This is a genomic window from Seohaeicola zhoushanensis (assembly GCF_014656415.1).
In the GTDB taxonomy this organism is placed as follows: domain Bacteria; phylum Pseudomonadota; class Alphaproteobacteria; order Rhodobacterales; family Rhodobacteraceae; genus Seohaeicola_A; species Seohaeicola_A zhoushanensis.
The window spans coordinates 311,248-326,613 of the sequence record NZ_BNCJ01000001.1; the positions used below are offsets into that span (position 1 = coordinate 311,248).

The following is a 15,366-nucleotide window of genomic DNA, read 5'->3' on the forward strand; positions in this document are numbered from 1 at the left end:
GGTCACATCGACTTCGGGCAGCTGAACTTGGTCAGCGCCGGCAGGGCGAAGGGGTTCAGGACCGATCCGGACTGCATCTGGAAGATCGCGATGCGGCCGCCGACGTTGAAGATCACCCGCTTGCGGTCGGAGACGTTGGTGCGGCGCACCTCGGCCGCGTCCAGCAGCCGGAACCAGCCCCAGGGGCCGTCTCGCCGCAGCGTGCTTTCGGTGTTCCTCTCCTCGGGCAGGAAGCTGACGCGGGCAAAGCCCACGCCGCCCGGCCAGGTCACCGCCACCGGGTTCGGCTGGCCGCCGCGATGTTCGAAGGCGACCTGCTGGCCGTCGATCTCAAGCACCACGCCCTTGGCCTTGGGGTCCAGCGCCTCGGGCGTCATCTGGAAGCTGACCGAGGGGTTGGGCGCGCCGGTGGCGAAGAAGGCGTCCTTGATCTCGGCGGCGAACTGCAACTGTTCGAGCACCTGTTGCGAGATGCCCAGATCGACGTTGTTCACCGGCTTCCAGGTCCAGGGACGTGTCCGGGTATCGACATGGGGTAGAAGGTTGTCGTTGAAGAAACTGTCGATCAGCCCGGTCGGCCCGAAGAGCTTGGCGAAGTCGCCCATGGCCACGTCGGCGCCGGCGCGGCGGTTGAACGGATAGCGGTTGTTCAGCACCTGCTCGCAGAAGGGCAGCACCGAGGACTGCCACTTGGCGTTGATCGAGGCGCGCGTGGTTTCGCCCGCGGCCCCGGTCGAGCCGGTGGTGATCTGCGATGCCCAGCGCTGCAGCGGTCCGTCGAACCGGCCCGCCGCCTGCTGGAAGTTGGCAATCGCCTCACCGCTTTCGCCGCCGCTGGTGACGCCGCTGAAGCTCATCTTGTTGAGCGCCTGGTAGACCTCGGTCAGCACGACCATAAGCTGGTCGAGCTGCGAGGGCTGGCCTTCGGGGCGCGCGACGAGTTCCTGCAGCCAAGCGAAGCGTTCCTCGACATAGGCGCCCGGCTGCTTGGGCGGCTCGCCGTTGGAGTTGATCGCCGCCGTGGTCAGCGCCTCGAAGATGATGAGGCCCTGCACCGACAGGTTGGAGCGGGTTTCGACCCCGACCAGGCGGTTGGTCGCATCGGCCACCGCGCCGTTGGGCAGCACCGAGCGGTTTTCGGTCAACCGCGTCTCGCGCGCCACTTCGGTCAGGATGTTGACGATGGGCGAGGTGGGCCCCGACAGCACGTTGGTCACTTCGACCGCGTGACTCACGCTTTCCATCGGGATGATGTCTAGATCGCCGAGGATGCCGTCATAGCGCGAGATGTAGTCGTTGTAGTAGAGGTCGAGCACGTCGCGGGCCAGCGCCAGCATGGCCTGTTCGCTTTGCAGCGCCTCGCCCCTTGCGCCCAGCACCCAGGATTCGTTCTGCACCCGCTCCGAGACGCTGACCGCCTCGGGCAGGAAGACCTCGTTGAAGCCCTTGTAGGTGAAGATCCCCTCGACGCCTTCGTTCAGCGGCTTGCCGGAAGAGCGCACCATCGCCCGCGCGACGTTCGGGCCGCCAGCGTCGGTGATCCGCCATTTCGGCAGGGCGGTGGCCTTGGTGCTGTTGATGATGCCGTTGTAGACGCGCTGCGCCAGCGGCAGCTCGGTCAGGATGCCGCGCACCTGTTCGACCAGCGGGCCGTTCAGGGCGATCTCTTCCATCGGTTGCGACAGCAGCGCCTTGAGGTGCAGCGACAGGTCGCCGCGCAGTTCCTCGCGCACCACGCCGGGATAGGCGACGGCCCAGTCGGCCTCCATGAACTCGGTCACCATCTCGGGGTTCATCGGCCCCTGCAGGCCGAGCATGAGGTAGATCTTGAGCGCCTCGTAGAGCTGCTCGTGGTTGTTCATGTTGCCGGTCATCTGCTCTTCGAGACGCAGCAGGAGCCGGGGCAGGAACCGCTTGTTCAGCGCCGAGCGATAGGTCTGCGCGGCCTGGGTACCGATCACTTCGCCCTGGTAGAGGCCGTAACGTACCCGTCCTTCCGGTTCGGGTTCGTCCAGCACCGGGTTGCCCGGCAGGTCGCGCAGTTGGTTCAGCGCCACGACGACGGGGGGCAGGTCGGTGTCGCCGACCGGGCTGGGCGGCAGCAGGCCGGCGGCCTCCTGGTAGGCGGTCGCCTTGGCCTCGGCCGCGCCGATCAGCTCGGTATTGCCGAGATAGCTGCGCACCCAGAGTGCGCCCATGCCGAGCGCGATCAGGACGGTTGCGGCGATGGCGGCGCGCTGGGTCCAGCGATAGCGGCGTTCCACCTTGTCGTCAGCTGAGACGAGACCGGCCTCGTTGAAGATCACCTTCTCGAACAGCCGGGTGAGGAAGAAGGACCGCCCGGTGCCGTGGCCGGTGCCGATGGCCTGCCGTCCGATGCCGAAGGTCTGGGCCATGCCCAGCATCAGCCGGTCGATAGGCGTGCCTTCCTGCGTGCCGGAAGTGAAGTAGATCCCGCGCAGCATATGGCGGTTTTCAAAGCGGTTGTCCTGGAACACCTCGTTCAGGAAATCGCGCGCGACTTGGCGCACCGAGGCGACCTGGCTGGGGAAGCCGGCGATCAGCGCGCGGCGCTGGTGGTCGGTCTCGCGCTGCATCTTCTCGAGCGACTGAGCGTTCAGCTGCCCCAGCAGCGCGCCGAATTCCTCGTCGAAGGCAGCAACCGGCGAGGCCTCGCCCTTGGTCTTCTCCAGCGGCAGGGTAAAGCCCCAGACCTGTTCACGCTCTTCCTTTCCGAGATCGTCGAAATACTCGGTAAAGCCGGCGATCAGGTCGGCCTTGGTGAAGAGCACATAGACCGGGAAGCGCACGCCGAGCTTTTCGCGCAGCTCGTTCAGGCGGCGGCGGACGGCGGCGGCATGGGCCTTCTGTGTCATCTCGTCCTGCAGCGACAGGTCCGAGAGCGAGATGGCGATCATCGCGCCATTGATCGGCTGGCGCTTGCGATACTTCTTGAGCAGCCCGAGGAAGCCGAGCCAGGCGGCGTTATCGGCGTCGGCGTCGCTTTCCTGCGTGGTATAGCGGCCCGCGGTGTCGATCAGCACCGCCTCGTTGGTGAACCACCAGTCGCAGTTGCGGGTGCCGCCGATGCCGCCGATGGCCTCTTTGCCCAGCTTGTCGGCCAGCGGGAACTGCAGCCCCGAATTGACGATGGCCGTGGTCTTGCCCGCGCCCGGCGGGCCGATCATCACGTACCACGGCAGTTCGTTCAGGTGCTTCTTGCCGTTCTTCGATTTCTTCAACTCGGCAATGGCCAGCTTGAACTTGGACCGCAGCTCGCCGATCTCTTCCGAGATGACATCGTCATCAGAGGTCTCGGTGGCCTCGACGATCTCTTCGGTCATCTTGCGGTTCTTGCGCCAGCGCAGCCAGAGCACCAGCAGCATGATGAGCAGGAAGATCAGCCAGACAATGCAGATCGTGACGATGCGCGCGATCAAGCCGGCGAAGGGATGCCATTCGTCGCTGCCGATCAGCGGCCCGAGGAACCAGACGGCAAGCGACAGCGCCAATGCGACGAAGGTCAGCGCGAAATAGATCGACCGGAACCCCCGGATTACCCAGCGGATCATTCGCTGACCTCCCGCACCAACACCACTTCAATGCGCCGGTTCTTGGCCCGGCCTTCCTTCGTCTTGTTATCGGCGATCGGTTCCTTGTCGGCCCGACCCTCGGCGGTGAGCCGCGAGGGGTCGTCAAAGACCTCGGCGATTCCCGCCATCACCGATTTCGCCCGAGCGAGCGATAGGTGCATGTTGGACGGGAAGCGCGACGACTTGATTGGCACGTTGTCGGAGTGGCCGACGATGATCACCGCGCCCTTCTCGTCGTTCAGAGCCTCGGCCAGGCGGTGGATCGGGTCGACGAAACGCGGTTCGAGCTGGTCGGAGCCCGAGCCGAACATGCCCGAGCCCTCGATGCGGATCACCAGCGTGTTCACGCGCGGGAAGACTTCGATCAGGCCCTCCTCGATTTCCTGCTTGAGGAAGCCCTCGACCTTCTTCTGCTGGTCCAGCGCGGTGGGCGCGGGTGGCGGAGGCGGCGGCGGCGGCGCGCGGCGCAGGAGTTGCGCGACGGGGCCGGTGTCGATGATCGAGAGCTGCCCGATGACCCGCTCGGTCGAGCGGGACAGCAGCCAGGACAGGCCCATGAACTGCGCGGTGAGCAGGAAGGCGGTGACGCCCATGGTGATCCACAGCAGCCGCCAGGCGGAAAGCGCCTTGAACGGCTTCATGATCCCCTGCCAGCGCGGGGAAAGGTCGTGTTCCAGCGGTCCGCGCTGCGCGCGGATGATCCGGGCCAGCGCGGCACGGATCTGGGTGTGTTTCTCGAGCCCGTTCTGTTCCACCCGCAGGCGGCCCTCGAAGCCCAGCGACATGCACATGTAGAGGAATTCGAGCATGTCGATATTGGCGCCCGGCTCTTTCTCGAGCCGCGCCAGCAGGTCGTAGAAGCGGTCGCCGCCCACCGTCTCGCGGTGGAACGTGCCGACCATGGATTGCAGGCCCCAGGAGGATTGCCCGCCCCAGGGGGTGTTCAGCACCACGTCGTCGAGCGTCGCGCAAAGCGCGTAGCGGGCGACCTTGACGGTCTGCGCCGGGATACCGGCCTGCAGCGCTCGGTTCTCGAACTCGCGCACCTCGCTCACCACGCTGTGGCGCAGCTTGTCGGGGTCCATGTGCTGGGCCCGGTTGCGGATGCGGCTGATCAGCGAGAAGAGCGTGCTGGCGCAGGCGATCAGGGAGTTCATGCCCGTCATCGCCATCTTGGCATTGGGCGCCGCGCGCGCGGCGTCGCGCCGGGGCGCCGAGGACTGCGGCACACCGAAGGCATCGAGCCCGCCACCGCCGCCCTGTACGGGCACGTCCAGCGGATCGACGGCGCGCGGCTGTGGCGCGGCCATACCGCCGGCCGAGCGCCGCCCGCCCGGATTGGGGCGGATCACCGTCTTGTCGGTGTCATCGGGTTCTGCAAACGGGTCTTCGTCAGACATGTTTCGTCCCCTTCAGATCACGCATTGCGGATCGCCCAAAGCTCCATCTTCAGACCCGGATACTGGCCCGAAACGTGCACGGCGATACCGCCCGAAGTGGTCATCTTGCCCCAATAGGGGCTGGCCGCCTCGAGTTCGAAATAGACTACGCCCGAATGATAGGGGATCTGGCGCGGCGCCACTGGCAACGGCCGGATGGTGATGCCGGGCAGGGCCGAGTTGACCAGCTGGCGGATCTCTTCCACCGGGCCGATCTTGGCCTGGCCGGCAAAGTGGCGGCGCACGTCCTCGGCCGGGATATCGGCGCTGACGGCGAGCACGAAACCGGCATTGCCGAGCAGCTTGCGGTCGGCGATGACCCCGACGCTGATGCCGTATTTGCGCGGCTCGAGCGCGATCGGGATGGCGGTCTGTTCCAGCACCGAGCTGAGATACTGGCGCAGCGTGCGGATCACCGGCGTGAAGGTCGCGGTGAGGTTGTCATGGGTATAGGCCGGAAAGCGCGGCGGCTCCTTGTCGGCGCTCATGAAGACCGAAAGCTCGCCCGCCAGCGAGACAAAGGTGCGGTAGAGGTCTTCGGGGTGCAGGTTCTCGATCTGGCTGAGGTGACGGACCAGCGGCAGGGTGCGGTTGACGACGCCGAGCAGGAGGAAGTCGGAGATTTCCGCCGCCCCGCGCGATCCCGCCCCTTCCGAGAGCCGGCCAGCCAGTGCCGTCATGCGGTGCGAGAGCAGGCCTTCCAGCTCGCGCAGGAAGCCGCTGAGCGGGTTGGCCGCGCGCACGTCCACCGCCGAGGGGATAAACGACTGGTCGAGGATGATCGACTTGTCGGGCCGCACCTCGATGATGCGGGCAATCGGGATCGCCAGCTTGTCGGCCAGGTCGTCGACCGCCAGCGCGAACTGAAGCCGCAGCTTGCCGACGCCGATGGTCACCGGCTTGCGCTGCTGACCCATGGTGTCGGTAACTTCTAGCTCGGACGGGCGCAGGCGGCTGGCCGACATCTCGGCACCGGAGAGGTCGACCTCGGCCGCGCCCTGGCGGCGCTGCGGCACGGTGAGGAGCACGACGCAATCCTTGATCGTCGTCGGCACTTCCAGCGCCGGCGGGTGGTCCTCGGTCATCGGTACGCGGAAGACGGTGCCGTCATGGGTCAGCCCGGCGATGCTCTTGAGGGCGAACTGGCCGACCTTGAGAACCTCGTCGTCGATTTCAAGCTGGCTCACACCCCAGGCATAGGGCCGCACGCGCCGTGCCAGCCCGCCGACCATCGCTTCCATATAGCGATCGGCCTGCTGGAAATGATGCGGCTGCAAGAACAGACCTTCGGTCCAAAGCACCTTGCTGTCCCAGGACACGTGGTTCTCCCTATCTTAACGGGCCTTATTGCTTCAGCTTGTCGAGCTGATCCTTGTAGGCCCGGGCAAATTCTCGGCTGAACAGGTCGTGGAAATCATTCTCGGCCTGATCGGATACTTCGGCATAGATCTTTTCGTAAACTTCCCAATAACGGGCCTTCTTGCCCTTCAGCAGGCTGCCGAAGGCGCCCGAGACCTCGATCTGGCCTTCGAGCACCTTGGGGTCGAGCCGCTTGAGCACGCCTTTCAGCGCCGCCTCCATTCCCGTCACCATGGCGATTTCATGCGCCTTGATGTCCTGCAGGGCCTGCTCGGCCGCGCTCTCGGGGCTGAGGTAGCCGCGGGTGGCGGGCTTGATCATCGCCTCGACGGCCTGTTCCGGGCTGATCGAGAATTTCAGCGGGTTGTTGCCCCCGGCGGAAATCATCGTCTGCTCGATGCGGAACTCGGACTTGATCGAGGTCCGGGTCATCAGGATCTCGCGCAGGCCGGTGACGAGCATCCGCATCACCCGGCCCATGCGGGCGAGCGTATTGGCATGATCGGCGGGATCGAGCGCGAGGTCTTCAGCGCCGGCACCCTTGAGGAAGGCCTGGATCAGCTCGGCGTTGCCGGCGCTGTCGGCCACGGGGGCGGGCGTCGGCGTTGCAACAGGGGCAGGTTGCGCCGGGCGGGCCGGCGGCGCGGTGGTTTCGAAATCGGGGTCTTCGTCGGCTTCGGGCGGCGGCGTGGTGGCCACCGGAGGAACCGTCGGAGGCGTGCGCCGCGGCGGAGTCGGGACCACCGGGGGCGGACTGGGCGGCGGTGGCGCAACGGGCGGCGGTTCGGGCGTGCCGGTGCCTTCGAGCAGGTCGTCCCAGTCGTCGGGGATGATGCTTTGCCCGCCGCCTGACTGCGGGCGATAGCTGTCGTGGATCCCGGCGCTGTGCGAGGGCAGGCTGGCCCCGGTCCCCTCGCGCCCGTCGCTGGGCTTGTGGAAGAACGGGTCTTCGTCCTCGCCCATCGGCGGCAGCAAGTCGTCGATGGGATCGACCGGGTTGAACTGGCTGGGGCCGGTCGGTTTGCTCTCGGGGCCGAGCAGGTCGTCGAGGAAGTCGCCGCCGGGGCCGGGCGCGTCGAGCAGGTCGAGCGGATCGGGCGCGCGGCTGGCGTCGCCATGCGAGATGCCGCCCATCGCACTGGGCGGGGCGATCAGGTCGTCGAAGTCGGGCACCTCGCTGCTGATCTGCACCACCAGCTCGTAGCTGCCGAGGCCGAGCACGTCGCCATTGTTGAGCGGCGTCGGCGTGCGGCCGAGGGGGATCTTGGAGTAGTTGAGGAAGGTGCCGTTGGTCGACAGGTCGACCACCACGACATTGCCGTTGTGATCCTCGATCACGAAATGGTTCTTCGACAGCAGCCGGTCGGGGTCGGGCAGAACCATATCATTCGCGGGGCCACGCCCCACGGTCAGGCTACCGCCCTGCATGGTGACAGGCCGGGCGTTTCCGGGAACTGTCCCGGAACTCTGGAACTTCAGCGTGACCGTCATGCCTTGGTTGCTTAACCTCCCGTCAAGACCGTGAATTCACCCAATACGGCCATGCCGCCGCAACCGCAATTGTCGAGAATGCGCGACGCCGGCATGCTTTGGATAATCACCGAAGACGAGCCCTTGACCAGCGGATGCGGGCCGACGCCGATGTGGTTGTCGAGGATGCGGGCAGCCGGTTTGCCCGCGACAAGCGTTGTGACCGCGCAGACGAACGTCGTTGCCGAAGGGCCCGGAACCGGGCCCGCCGGTGTGGGCACGCAAAGCGCGCATAGCACCGAGTCACCCAATCTGTGCTGTGGCATACACATGTTCAGGCCTCCTTCGCCTTGGGGGCGATACGCCCGTTTCCGCCCCTTGCAATGTCGAGCGCCCGGTCGATCAGAACCGTCTTATGTTGTTCAAACTTATCAGAGAGTTTGCCCAGCGCCACCATATTCATGGCATAGGCCGAGAGTGCGGCCGCGCCGGGGGGAGCGGGATGTTCCTTTGCGTCGCCCGTCCCCAGAGTGCCGTCTGCGAATAGGGCCGCGCGGGCGCAATGCACCGTATCGTCATCTGGCAGGGCATGGTCCATCGCCTCGCGAAGGGGGTCGCGGTTGTCTTCGTTGGGCTTGAAGACCCAGGTTTCGGCAACAGTCAGCGGGAGCGGGTCGGCATCGGACTTGGGGCCGATATAATCGCGCGCGGCGAGGCAGGCCCACCACACACGCTCGCGCCCTGGAAGGATCACGCCCAGCAGGATCAGCATGTCGACCCAGGCGTCCTTCGCGTCGAGTTCGGCCAGCACGACGCTGGCCTTCGCGCTGGCCGGGGCATCGAGCGGTGTCTTGAGACGGATATTCGCGTCGGCCAGCATCTTGGCCGCAGGAACGTCGGGGATCTTGGTCAGGTTGGAGAATCGCTCGCTCATGGCTGCACCTAGTTGATCAGCGTCAGGGGGCCGCCCTTGACGATCATCAGGGGTTCGCCCTTGACCTGGGTCAGCGGCGATTTCAGCGTGGCCATACCGGTGCCTTCGATGTTGATCATCGGCCCCTTGATGGTGACCCCCGAGGGGTCGATCTTGATCGAGGATCCCATTACCTTGAGCTCGATGCTCTGCATCGCCTCCATCGTAATCTTGCCCAGATCCGCCTTGGTGTCGATGTTGCCCATCTTCACCGCCGTGGTCTGGTTGCCCATCTTGATGGTGTTGGTCTGGTTGCCCTGCTTGACCTCGGTAGTCATGTTGCCGGTGATTGTCTCGGTATACTTGCCCTCGACCGTCTGGGTCTTGTCGGTCTTGATCTCGATGGTCTGGCTGCCGGTCTCGATCTTGAACTCTTCATCGCCCTTGCTGATCGTGTGGTAGTGGTTACCTTCCTTGATCGTGCGGGTGACGTCTTTCTTGATGACCTCGGACAGGCAGCCGTCGGCATCATGCGCCCCGGCATCGAGTTCGTCGTAGCCGATGGTGGTGACGGACTTGTTCTTGATCAGCCACTGGTGGTCCTTCTGCGCCTGCATGCGCATCAGTTCCTCGCCCTTCTTGTCCTCGAACATCACCTCGTTGTACTCGTCCGCGCCGCCGCCCTTGGTCGAGCGCGACCGCATGCCGAACTGGGCGGCGTTGTCGGGATAGGCCCAGGCGGGCTTGGTGTCGGCGTTCCACAGCATGCCGGTGCAGATCGGCCTGTCGGGGTTGCCCTCCTCGAACTGGATCACCACTTCCTGGCCCATGCGCGGGATGGCAACCATCCCCCAGTCCTTGCCCGACCAGGGGGTCGCCACGCGGATCCAGCAGGAGGAATTCTCGTTGTTCTGGCCCAGCCGGTCCCAGTGGAACTGCACCTTGATGCGGCCGTGTTCGTCGGTCCAGATCTCTTCGCCGGCCTTGCCGACCACGGTGGCCGTATGCAGGCCCGCGATCTCGGGCCAGGGGGTCATCAGCTTGTTGCGGAACTGGATGTCGGAGCCGAGCGCGACGAAGTAGCAGGCATAGTCCATGCTCTCCATCTCTTCGGGGTAGGTCAGTTCCGGGCGGTCCCGGTCTTGCCGGTTCGGCTCCAGCCGGTGCGACTCGGAGGGGCGGATGTAGTGCACGGCCTCGGTGACGAGATAGGTGTTGTTCTCGCCCGTCGGCCCTTCGGTCAGCTTGAAAGTATAGCCGATGGCAAGGTTGCGCGAGTTGGTGACGCCCCGGCGCAGCTTGTATTCGACCTCTTCGGCCTCCATCCGGACCTGCGTCAGCCGGTTCCCGCGGCCGGTGTCCTTCCGGTAGTGGCCGGGATAGTGATACAACTCGTAGCTCTTGTGCGAATGCGAGGCTTGGGTCGTCGTCGGCTTGACCGTCTTCAGGTCTGCACGCGGCGTCAGCATGTCGAAATCGTTGAGCGTCACCTTGCCGGAAATCACGCTTTCGCCACTGGCCCAGTCGGTGACCTTGTTGCCCTGCTCCTGGCCCTTGCCGCCGGAGCCGGAGAATTCAAGCTCGGCCATGCCTGGGGTCGGCTTGTGCGAGCCGGTCTTGTCGTCGCAGAGGATCATCTTGTTCTTCTCGCCGCTGTCCGGCGCGTTGTCGAAGAAGAAGTAGATCCCCTCTTCCTGCATCAGGCGGGTGACGAAATCATAGTCCGTCTCGCGGTACTGCACGCAGTATTCGCGCTTTTCGTAGGTGGCGCTGAGCTTCTTGGTATAGTCGATGAAGCCGTGTTCGCCGAAGACCTCTTCGATGATCTCCACGGCGGTCTTGTCCTGGAAGATCTTGTTGTCGGACGTGCGCGTCAGCATCCAGGCCCAGTGCCGCACGGTGGCGAGATACTGCACCTCGGCCCCCTTGCTGCCCACCTTCTCGGACAGACGCTCGACCGAGACGACGAAGCCCTCGAAGCGGCGCTTCTTGTTCTCGTTGAGAACCAGCTCGACCCCGATGGCCTGGCCGACGAGGTCCTTCATGGTGATCGGGTCCTGAGTGACGAATTCAACCGTCATCTCGGTCAACGTGCCGAAGGACTCGCGGATGATCGCACCGGTCAGCCAGAGTTTCTCCTCGGACTTGAGATCGGTAATCTTGCCCTTCAATTCAATTTTGACATTGGCCATGGGCTGTCCTTTCAAATTCTACGGCAGCAAATACCGCCGCGGGCATATCTTCAATGAACTGGATCACAGTCCGTCCAGCAGTGCGGCAAGATCCGCGTCGATGTCACCCGCCGGCGGCGCGGCGGCGGTATCGCCAAAGCCGGCCAACAGCGCGTCGAGATCGTCGTCGGGTGCGGCGGCGGCCTCTTCCTTCTTCTGCGGTGCCGGCATGGTCATCCGTTTCGGCGCGGTCGCGGGCGGCGGCGGTTCGCCGGTCCAGGGGCCGCGGATCTCGCCGCCGCCCACGGCCTGGAACGAGGCCAGCCGCACCTCGTCGCGGCCCTTGACCGAGACCACCGGCATGAAGCCGCGGGTCATCACCGTCTCGACCGTCGAGAGCGTCAGGTTGCGCTCGGTGCAGGGCAGCGCGACCTGGTCGCCGTGGCGGTCTTTGACGAAGTGATAGGGTATCCCACCGAGGGACATCACCTTGCCAAGCTGCATCGACTTGCCGAACTGCTTGAAGCTACGCGCCAGCAGGATTGCCACAAGGACCACCGGGTTTGCCCAGAGCATTCCGCTCAGACCCTCGGACATGGTGAACTCCTCGAAGTCGAACTCGTAGCAGGGCTCGGTCTTCGCGCCATAGGGCCGTCGCAGCAGGAAGCGCGGCGTGACGAGACCCAGATACTGCGCCTCGCTCATCGCGCGCAGGTCGTCCCAGGCCTTGGCGGTCAGCGGGTGGCGGTCTTCCCTGGCAACCTCCATGAACCCCGGCGACATCGCCGCAAAGAAGGGCGCATCGACATGCGCTGCCGCCCGCGCCACCAGGCTCAGCAGCTCGGCATGGGGCGGCGTTTCCTCGAAGGTATAGAGGCCGAGCAACGCCGAATAGCCGCCGCGCCCGTTCTCCTCGTCGAGCGGCTCGCCGGTCAGCAGTTTCACCAGCCCGCTTTCCGAAAGGTCGCTGACCGAGGCGAGGTCGGCCGCGATCTCCTCGGCAGAGACATCGTAAAGGATGACGTCGAGCGTGTCGTCCGTCTCGACGCTGCGGGCGATCAGGTCGATGCTGCGCCACTGCGCCTCGAGCGACTGGAACTCGGGGTGGTGCAGCACCAGCCGCATCGCCGCTGAGAGCGATTCATCCACCGCCTTCTGCATCGCCTTCTGATCGGCATTGGGCACCGCCCGGATATGCGGGCCGACGATGCGCGCCATCAGCTCCTCGATCGGCGAGGCCTGCACCAGCTTGTTGCCGGTATCGCCGATCAGCTTCTGGAAGTCGGTCAGCCGCAGGTCCGCCGGCACCGCATTGCCGCCCGAGCGCAGCTTGGCGGGCGCGGCATAGGTGCCGTGCTTCTCGCTCCACTCCTTCAGCCGGGCCGCCGCCTTCTGGGCCGTGGCACCCATGCCGAGCTGCTGCTTCAACCCGACGAGTTCGGCGAAGAGGCCGACGTTTTCGTAGAGCTCGTCGGGGTGCATGTCGTCGAGACCCTTGAGCTTCACCTCGACCCCGGCCCCGTCCTTGCCGACGGGCAGGACCAGCGTGGTGCCAAAGCTCTCGATCACCTCCTCGGCGGTGTCCGGGTCCAGCAGGATCGGCCGGCGCGCGGCCAGCGCATCGCCGGTTTCGAGGATGCCCCGTGCCGAGCGGCCCGAGAAATCGCCGAAGATCGCCATCCGGAACCGCTTGCGTTTCAACTGCTGCGGGTCAGGCCGCGCGGCCGAGAGCACGCCGAAGTCGAAGTCCAGGTCGTCGATCATCTCCGCACCTCCCGTTGCCGCTTCGCCGCTGTCTTCCGTGCCCGCGCCCAGATCGCCGAGCAGGTCGTCGAGGGCATCCGCCGCTGGCCCCGCGACGACGGGCTCTTCGACCGCAGGTTCGCCAAGTGTGCCGAGCAGGTCGTCGAGATCGTCCGCCGCCGGCGCTGCAGCGACGGGCTCTTCGACCACAGGTTCGTCTAGTGCGCCGAGAAGGTCGTCGAGGTCGTCCGCCGCAGGTTCCGCGGTGACGGGCTCTTCGACCACAGGTTCATCAACCGCGCCGAGGAGGTCGTCGAGGTCGTCCGCCGCCGGCTCCGCGACGACGGGCTCTTCGACCGCAGGTTCGTCAAGCGCGCCGAGCAGGTCGTCGAGATCGTCCGCCGCCGGCTCAGCAGCGACGGGCTCTTCGACCACAGGTTCATCAAGCGCGCCGAGAAGGTCGTCGAGGTCGTCCGCCGCCGGCTCTGCAGCGACGGGCTCTTCGACCATAGGTTCATCAAGCGCGCCGAGGAGGTCGTCGAGGTCGTCCGCCGCCGGCTCCGCGACGACGGGCTCTTCAACCGCAGGTTCGTCAAGCGCGCCGAGGAGGTCGTCGAGATCGTCCGCCGCCGGCTCTGCAGCGACGGGCTCTTCGACCACAGGTTCATCAAGCGCGCCGAGAAGGTCCTCGAGATCGTCCGCCGCAGGTTCCGCGGTGACGGGCTCTTCGACCACAGGTTCATCAAGCGCGCCCAGGAGGTCGTCGAGGTCGTCCGCCGCCGGCTCCGCGACGACGGGCTCTTCGACCGCAGGTTCGTCAAGCGCGCCGAGGAGGTCGTCGAGATCGTCCGACCGCTCCTTCGGCTCCTGGGCCGTGACGTCGAGCAGCGAGTCGAGGGCGGCACTGCCGTCGTCCTCGGGGCTCTCTTCAATCTCCACGCTGCGCAGGCTGTCTAGAGTGGTGGCGGAGGTGTCGTCCTCCGGCTCCTCGACCGCCACGTCGAGTAGCGAGTCGAGCGCGGCGGTGCCGTCGTCTTCGGGCGTCTCTTCAATCTCCACGCTGCGCAGGTCGTCGAGGGTCGCGGCGGAGGTGTCTTCCTCGGGCTCCTCGACCGTCACGTCGAGCAGGGAGTCGAGCGCGGCAGTGTCGTCGTCTTCGGGGGTCTCCTTGATCTCCACGCTGCGCAGGTCGTCGAGGGTCGCGGCGGAGGTGTCTTCCTCGGGCTCTTCGACCGTCACGTCGAGCAGGGAGTCGAGCGCGGCGGTGCCGTCGTCTTCGGGAGTCTCTTCAATCTCCACGCTGCGCAGGCTGTCGAGGGTGGTGGCGGAGGTGTCTTCCTCGGGCTCCTCGACCGCCACGTCGAGCAGGGAGTCGAGCGCGGCGGTGCCGTCGTCTTCGGGGGTATCCTCCACCTCGATGCTGCGCAGGTTGTCGAGGGTCGCGGCGGAGGTGTCTTCCTCCGGCTCCTCGACCGTCACGTCGAGCAGCGAGTCGAGCGCGGCAGTGTCGTCGTCCTCGGGCGTCTCCTTGATCTCCACGCTGCGCAGGTCGTCGAGGGTCGCGGCAGAGGTGTCTTCCTCGGGCTCTTCGACCGCCACGTCGAGCAGCGAGTCGAGGGCGGCACTGCCGTCGTCCTTGGGCGTCTCTTCAATCTCCACGCTGCGCAAGCTGTCTAGGGTGGTGGCGGAGGTGTCTTCTTCGGGCTCCTCGACCGTCACGTCGAGCAGGGAGTCGAGCGCGGCGGTGCCGTCGTCTTCGGGGGTCTCTTCAATCTCCACACTGCGCAGACTGTCGAGGGTGGTCGCGGAGGTGTCTTCCTCGGGCTCCTCGACCGCCACCTCGAGCAGGGAGTCGAGCGCGGCGGTGCCGTCGTCTTCGAGGGTATCCTCCACCTCGATGCTGCGCAGGTTGTCGAGGGTCGCGGCGGAGGTGTCTTCCTCCGGCTCCTCGACCGTCACGTCGAGCAGCGAGTCGAGCGCGGCAGTGTCGTCGTCCTCGGGCGTCTCCTTGATCTCCACGCTGCGCAGGTCGTCGAGGGTCGCGGCAGAGGTGTCTTCCTCGGGCTCTTCGACCGCCACGTCGAGCAGCGAGTCGAGGGCGGCACTGCCGTCGTCCTTGGGCGTCTCTTCAATCTCCACACTGCGCAGCGAAGTGAGAGCTTCCTCGGAGGTGTCAAGCTCCGGCTCGGAAACGCCGACTTCGCGAAGGCTCTCCAAGGCGGAGGAGTCGTCCTCCGGCGGAGCTTTCTCCACCTCGGCGCTGCGCAGCGAAGACAAGGCGTCTTCGGAGGTGTCAGGCTCCGGTTCACCGACCTCAACATCACGCAGGCTCTCCAGAGCGGAGGTATTGTCCTCCGGCGGGGGTTCCTCAACCTCGATGCTGCGCAGCGAAGACAGGGCGTCTTCTGAGGTGTCGGGCTCCGGTTCACCGACCTCAACATCACGCAGGCTCTCCAGAGCGGAGGTATTGTCCTCCGGCGGAGCTTCCTCCACCTCGACGCTGCGAAGCGAAAACAGGGCATCTTCGGAGGTGTCGGGCTCCGGTTCGCCGACCTCGACATCACGCAGGCTGTCCAGGGCAGAGGAATTGTCCTCCGAGGGAGCTTCCTCCATCTCAATGCTGCGCAGCGAAGATAGGGCGTCTTCGGAGGTGTCGGCCTCTGGTTCGTTGATCTCGA

At 65.7% G+C, this 15,366-nt stretch carries 8 protein-coding genes; all 8 read right to left on the minus strand.

The features are described 5' to 3' along the window. Positions 1-2 precede the first annotated feature (2 nt). Positions 3-3,572, minus strand: coding sequence for a type VI secretion system membrane subunit TssM (gene tssM, locus IE266_RS01505; RefSeq protein ID WP_189678261.1), 3,570 nt, complete (start codon positions 3,570-3,572; stop codon positions 3-5). Beyond that, positions 3,569-4,993 (minus strand): type IVB secretion system protein IcmH/DotU, encoded by a 1,425-nt coding sequence (gene icmH, locus IE266_RS01510; RefSeq protein WP_189678262.1) that lies wholly within the window; start codon positions 4,991-4,993, stop codon positions 3,569-3,571. Before icmH ends, tssM begins: the two co-directional genes overlap by 4 nt. Before the next feature lie 17 nt (positions 4,994-5,010). After that, positions 5,011-6,351, minus strand: coding sequence for a type VI secretion system baseplate subunit TssK (gene tssK, locus IE266_RS01515; RefSeq protein ID WP_189678263.1), 1,341 nt, complete (start codon positions 6,349-6,351; stop codon positions 5,011-5,013). Between the two features lie 25 nt (positions 6,352-6,376). After that, on the minus strand, positions 6,377-7,882 hold the full coding sequence (tagH, locus tag IE266_RS01520; protein ID WP_189678264.1) for a type VI secretion system-associated FHA domain protein TagH: 1,506 nt from the start codon (positions 7,880-7,882) through the stop codon (positions 6,377-6,379). Positions 7,883-7,893: 11 nt separating this feature from the next. After that, positions 7,894-8,193: a PAAR domain-containing protein gene (locus IE266_RS01525; RefSeq protein ID WP_189678265.1), complete on the minus strand. Its 300-nt coding sequence runs from the start codon at positions 8,191-8,193 to the stop codon at positions 7,894-7,896. 2 nt (positions 8,194-8,195) lie between these two features. Continuing rightward, a complete protein-coding gene (locus IE266_RS01530) occupies positions 8,196-8,795 on the minus strand; it encodes a DUF6931 family protein (RefSeq protein ID WP_189678266.1) in 600 nt (199 codons plus the stop codon). Between the two features lie 8 nt (positions 8,796-8,803). Continuing rightward, on the minus strand, positions 8,804-10,966 hold the full coding sequence (locus tag IE266_RS01535) for a type VI secretion system Vgr family protein (RefSeq protein WP_189678267.1): 2,163 nt from the start codon (positions 10,964-10,966) through the stop codon (positions 8,804-8,806). Between the two features lie 63 nt (positions 10,967-11,029). Further along, entirely contained in the window at positions 11,030-15,301 is a 4,272-nt protein-coding gene (locus IE266_RS27240) for a type VI secretion system contractile sheath domain-containing protein (RefSeq protein ID WP_308434561.1), read from the minus strand. Positions 15,302-15,366 lie beyond the last annotated feature (65 nt).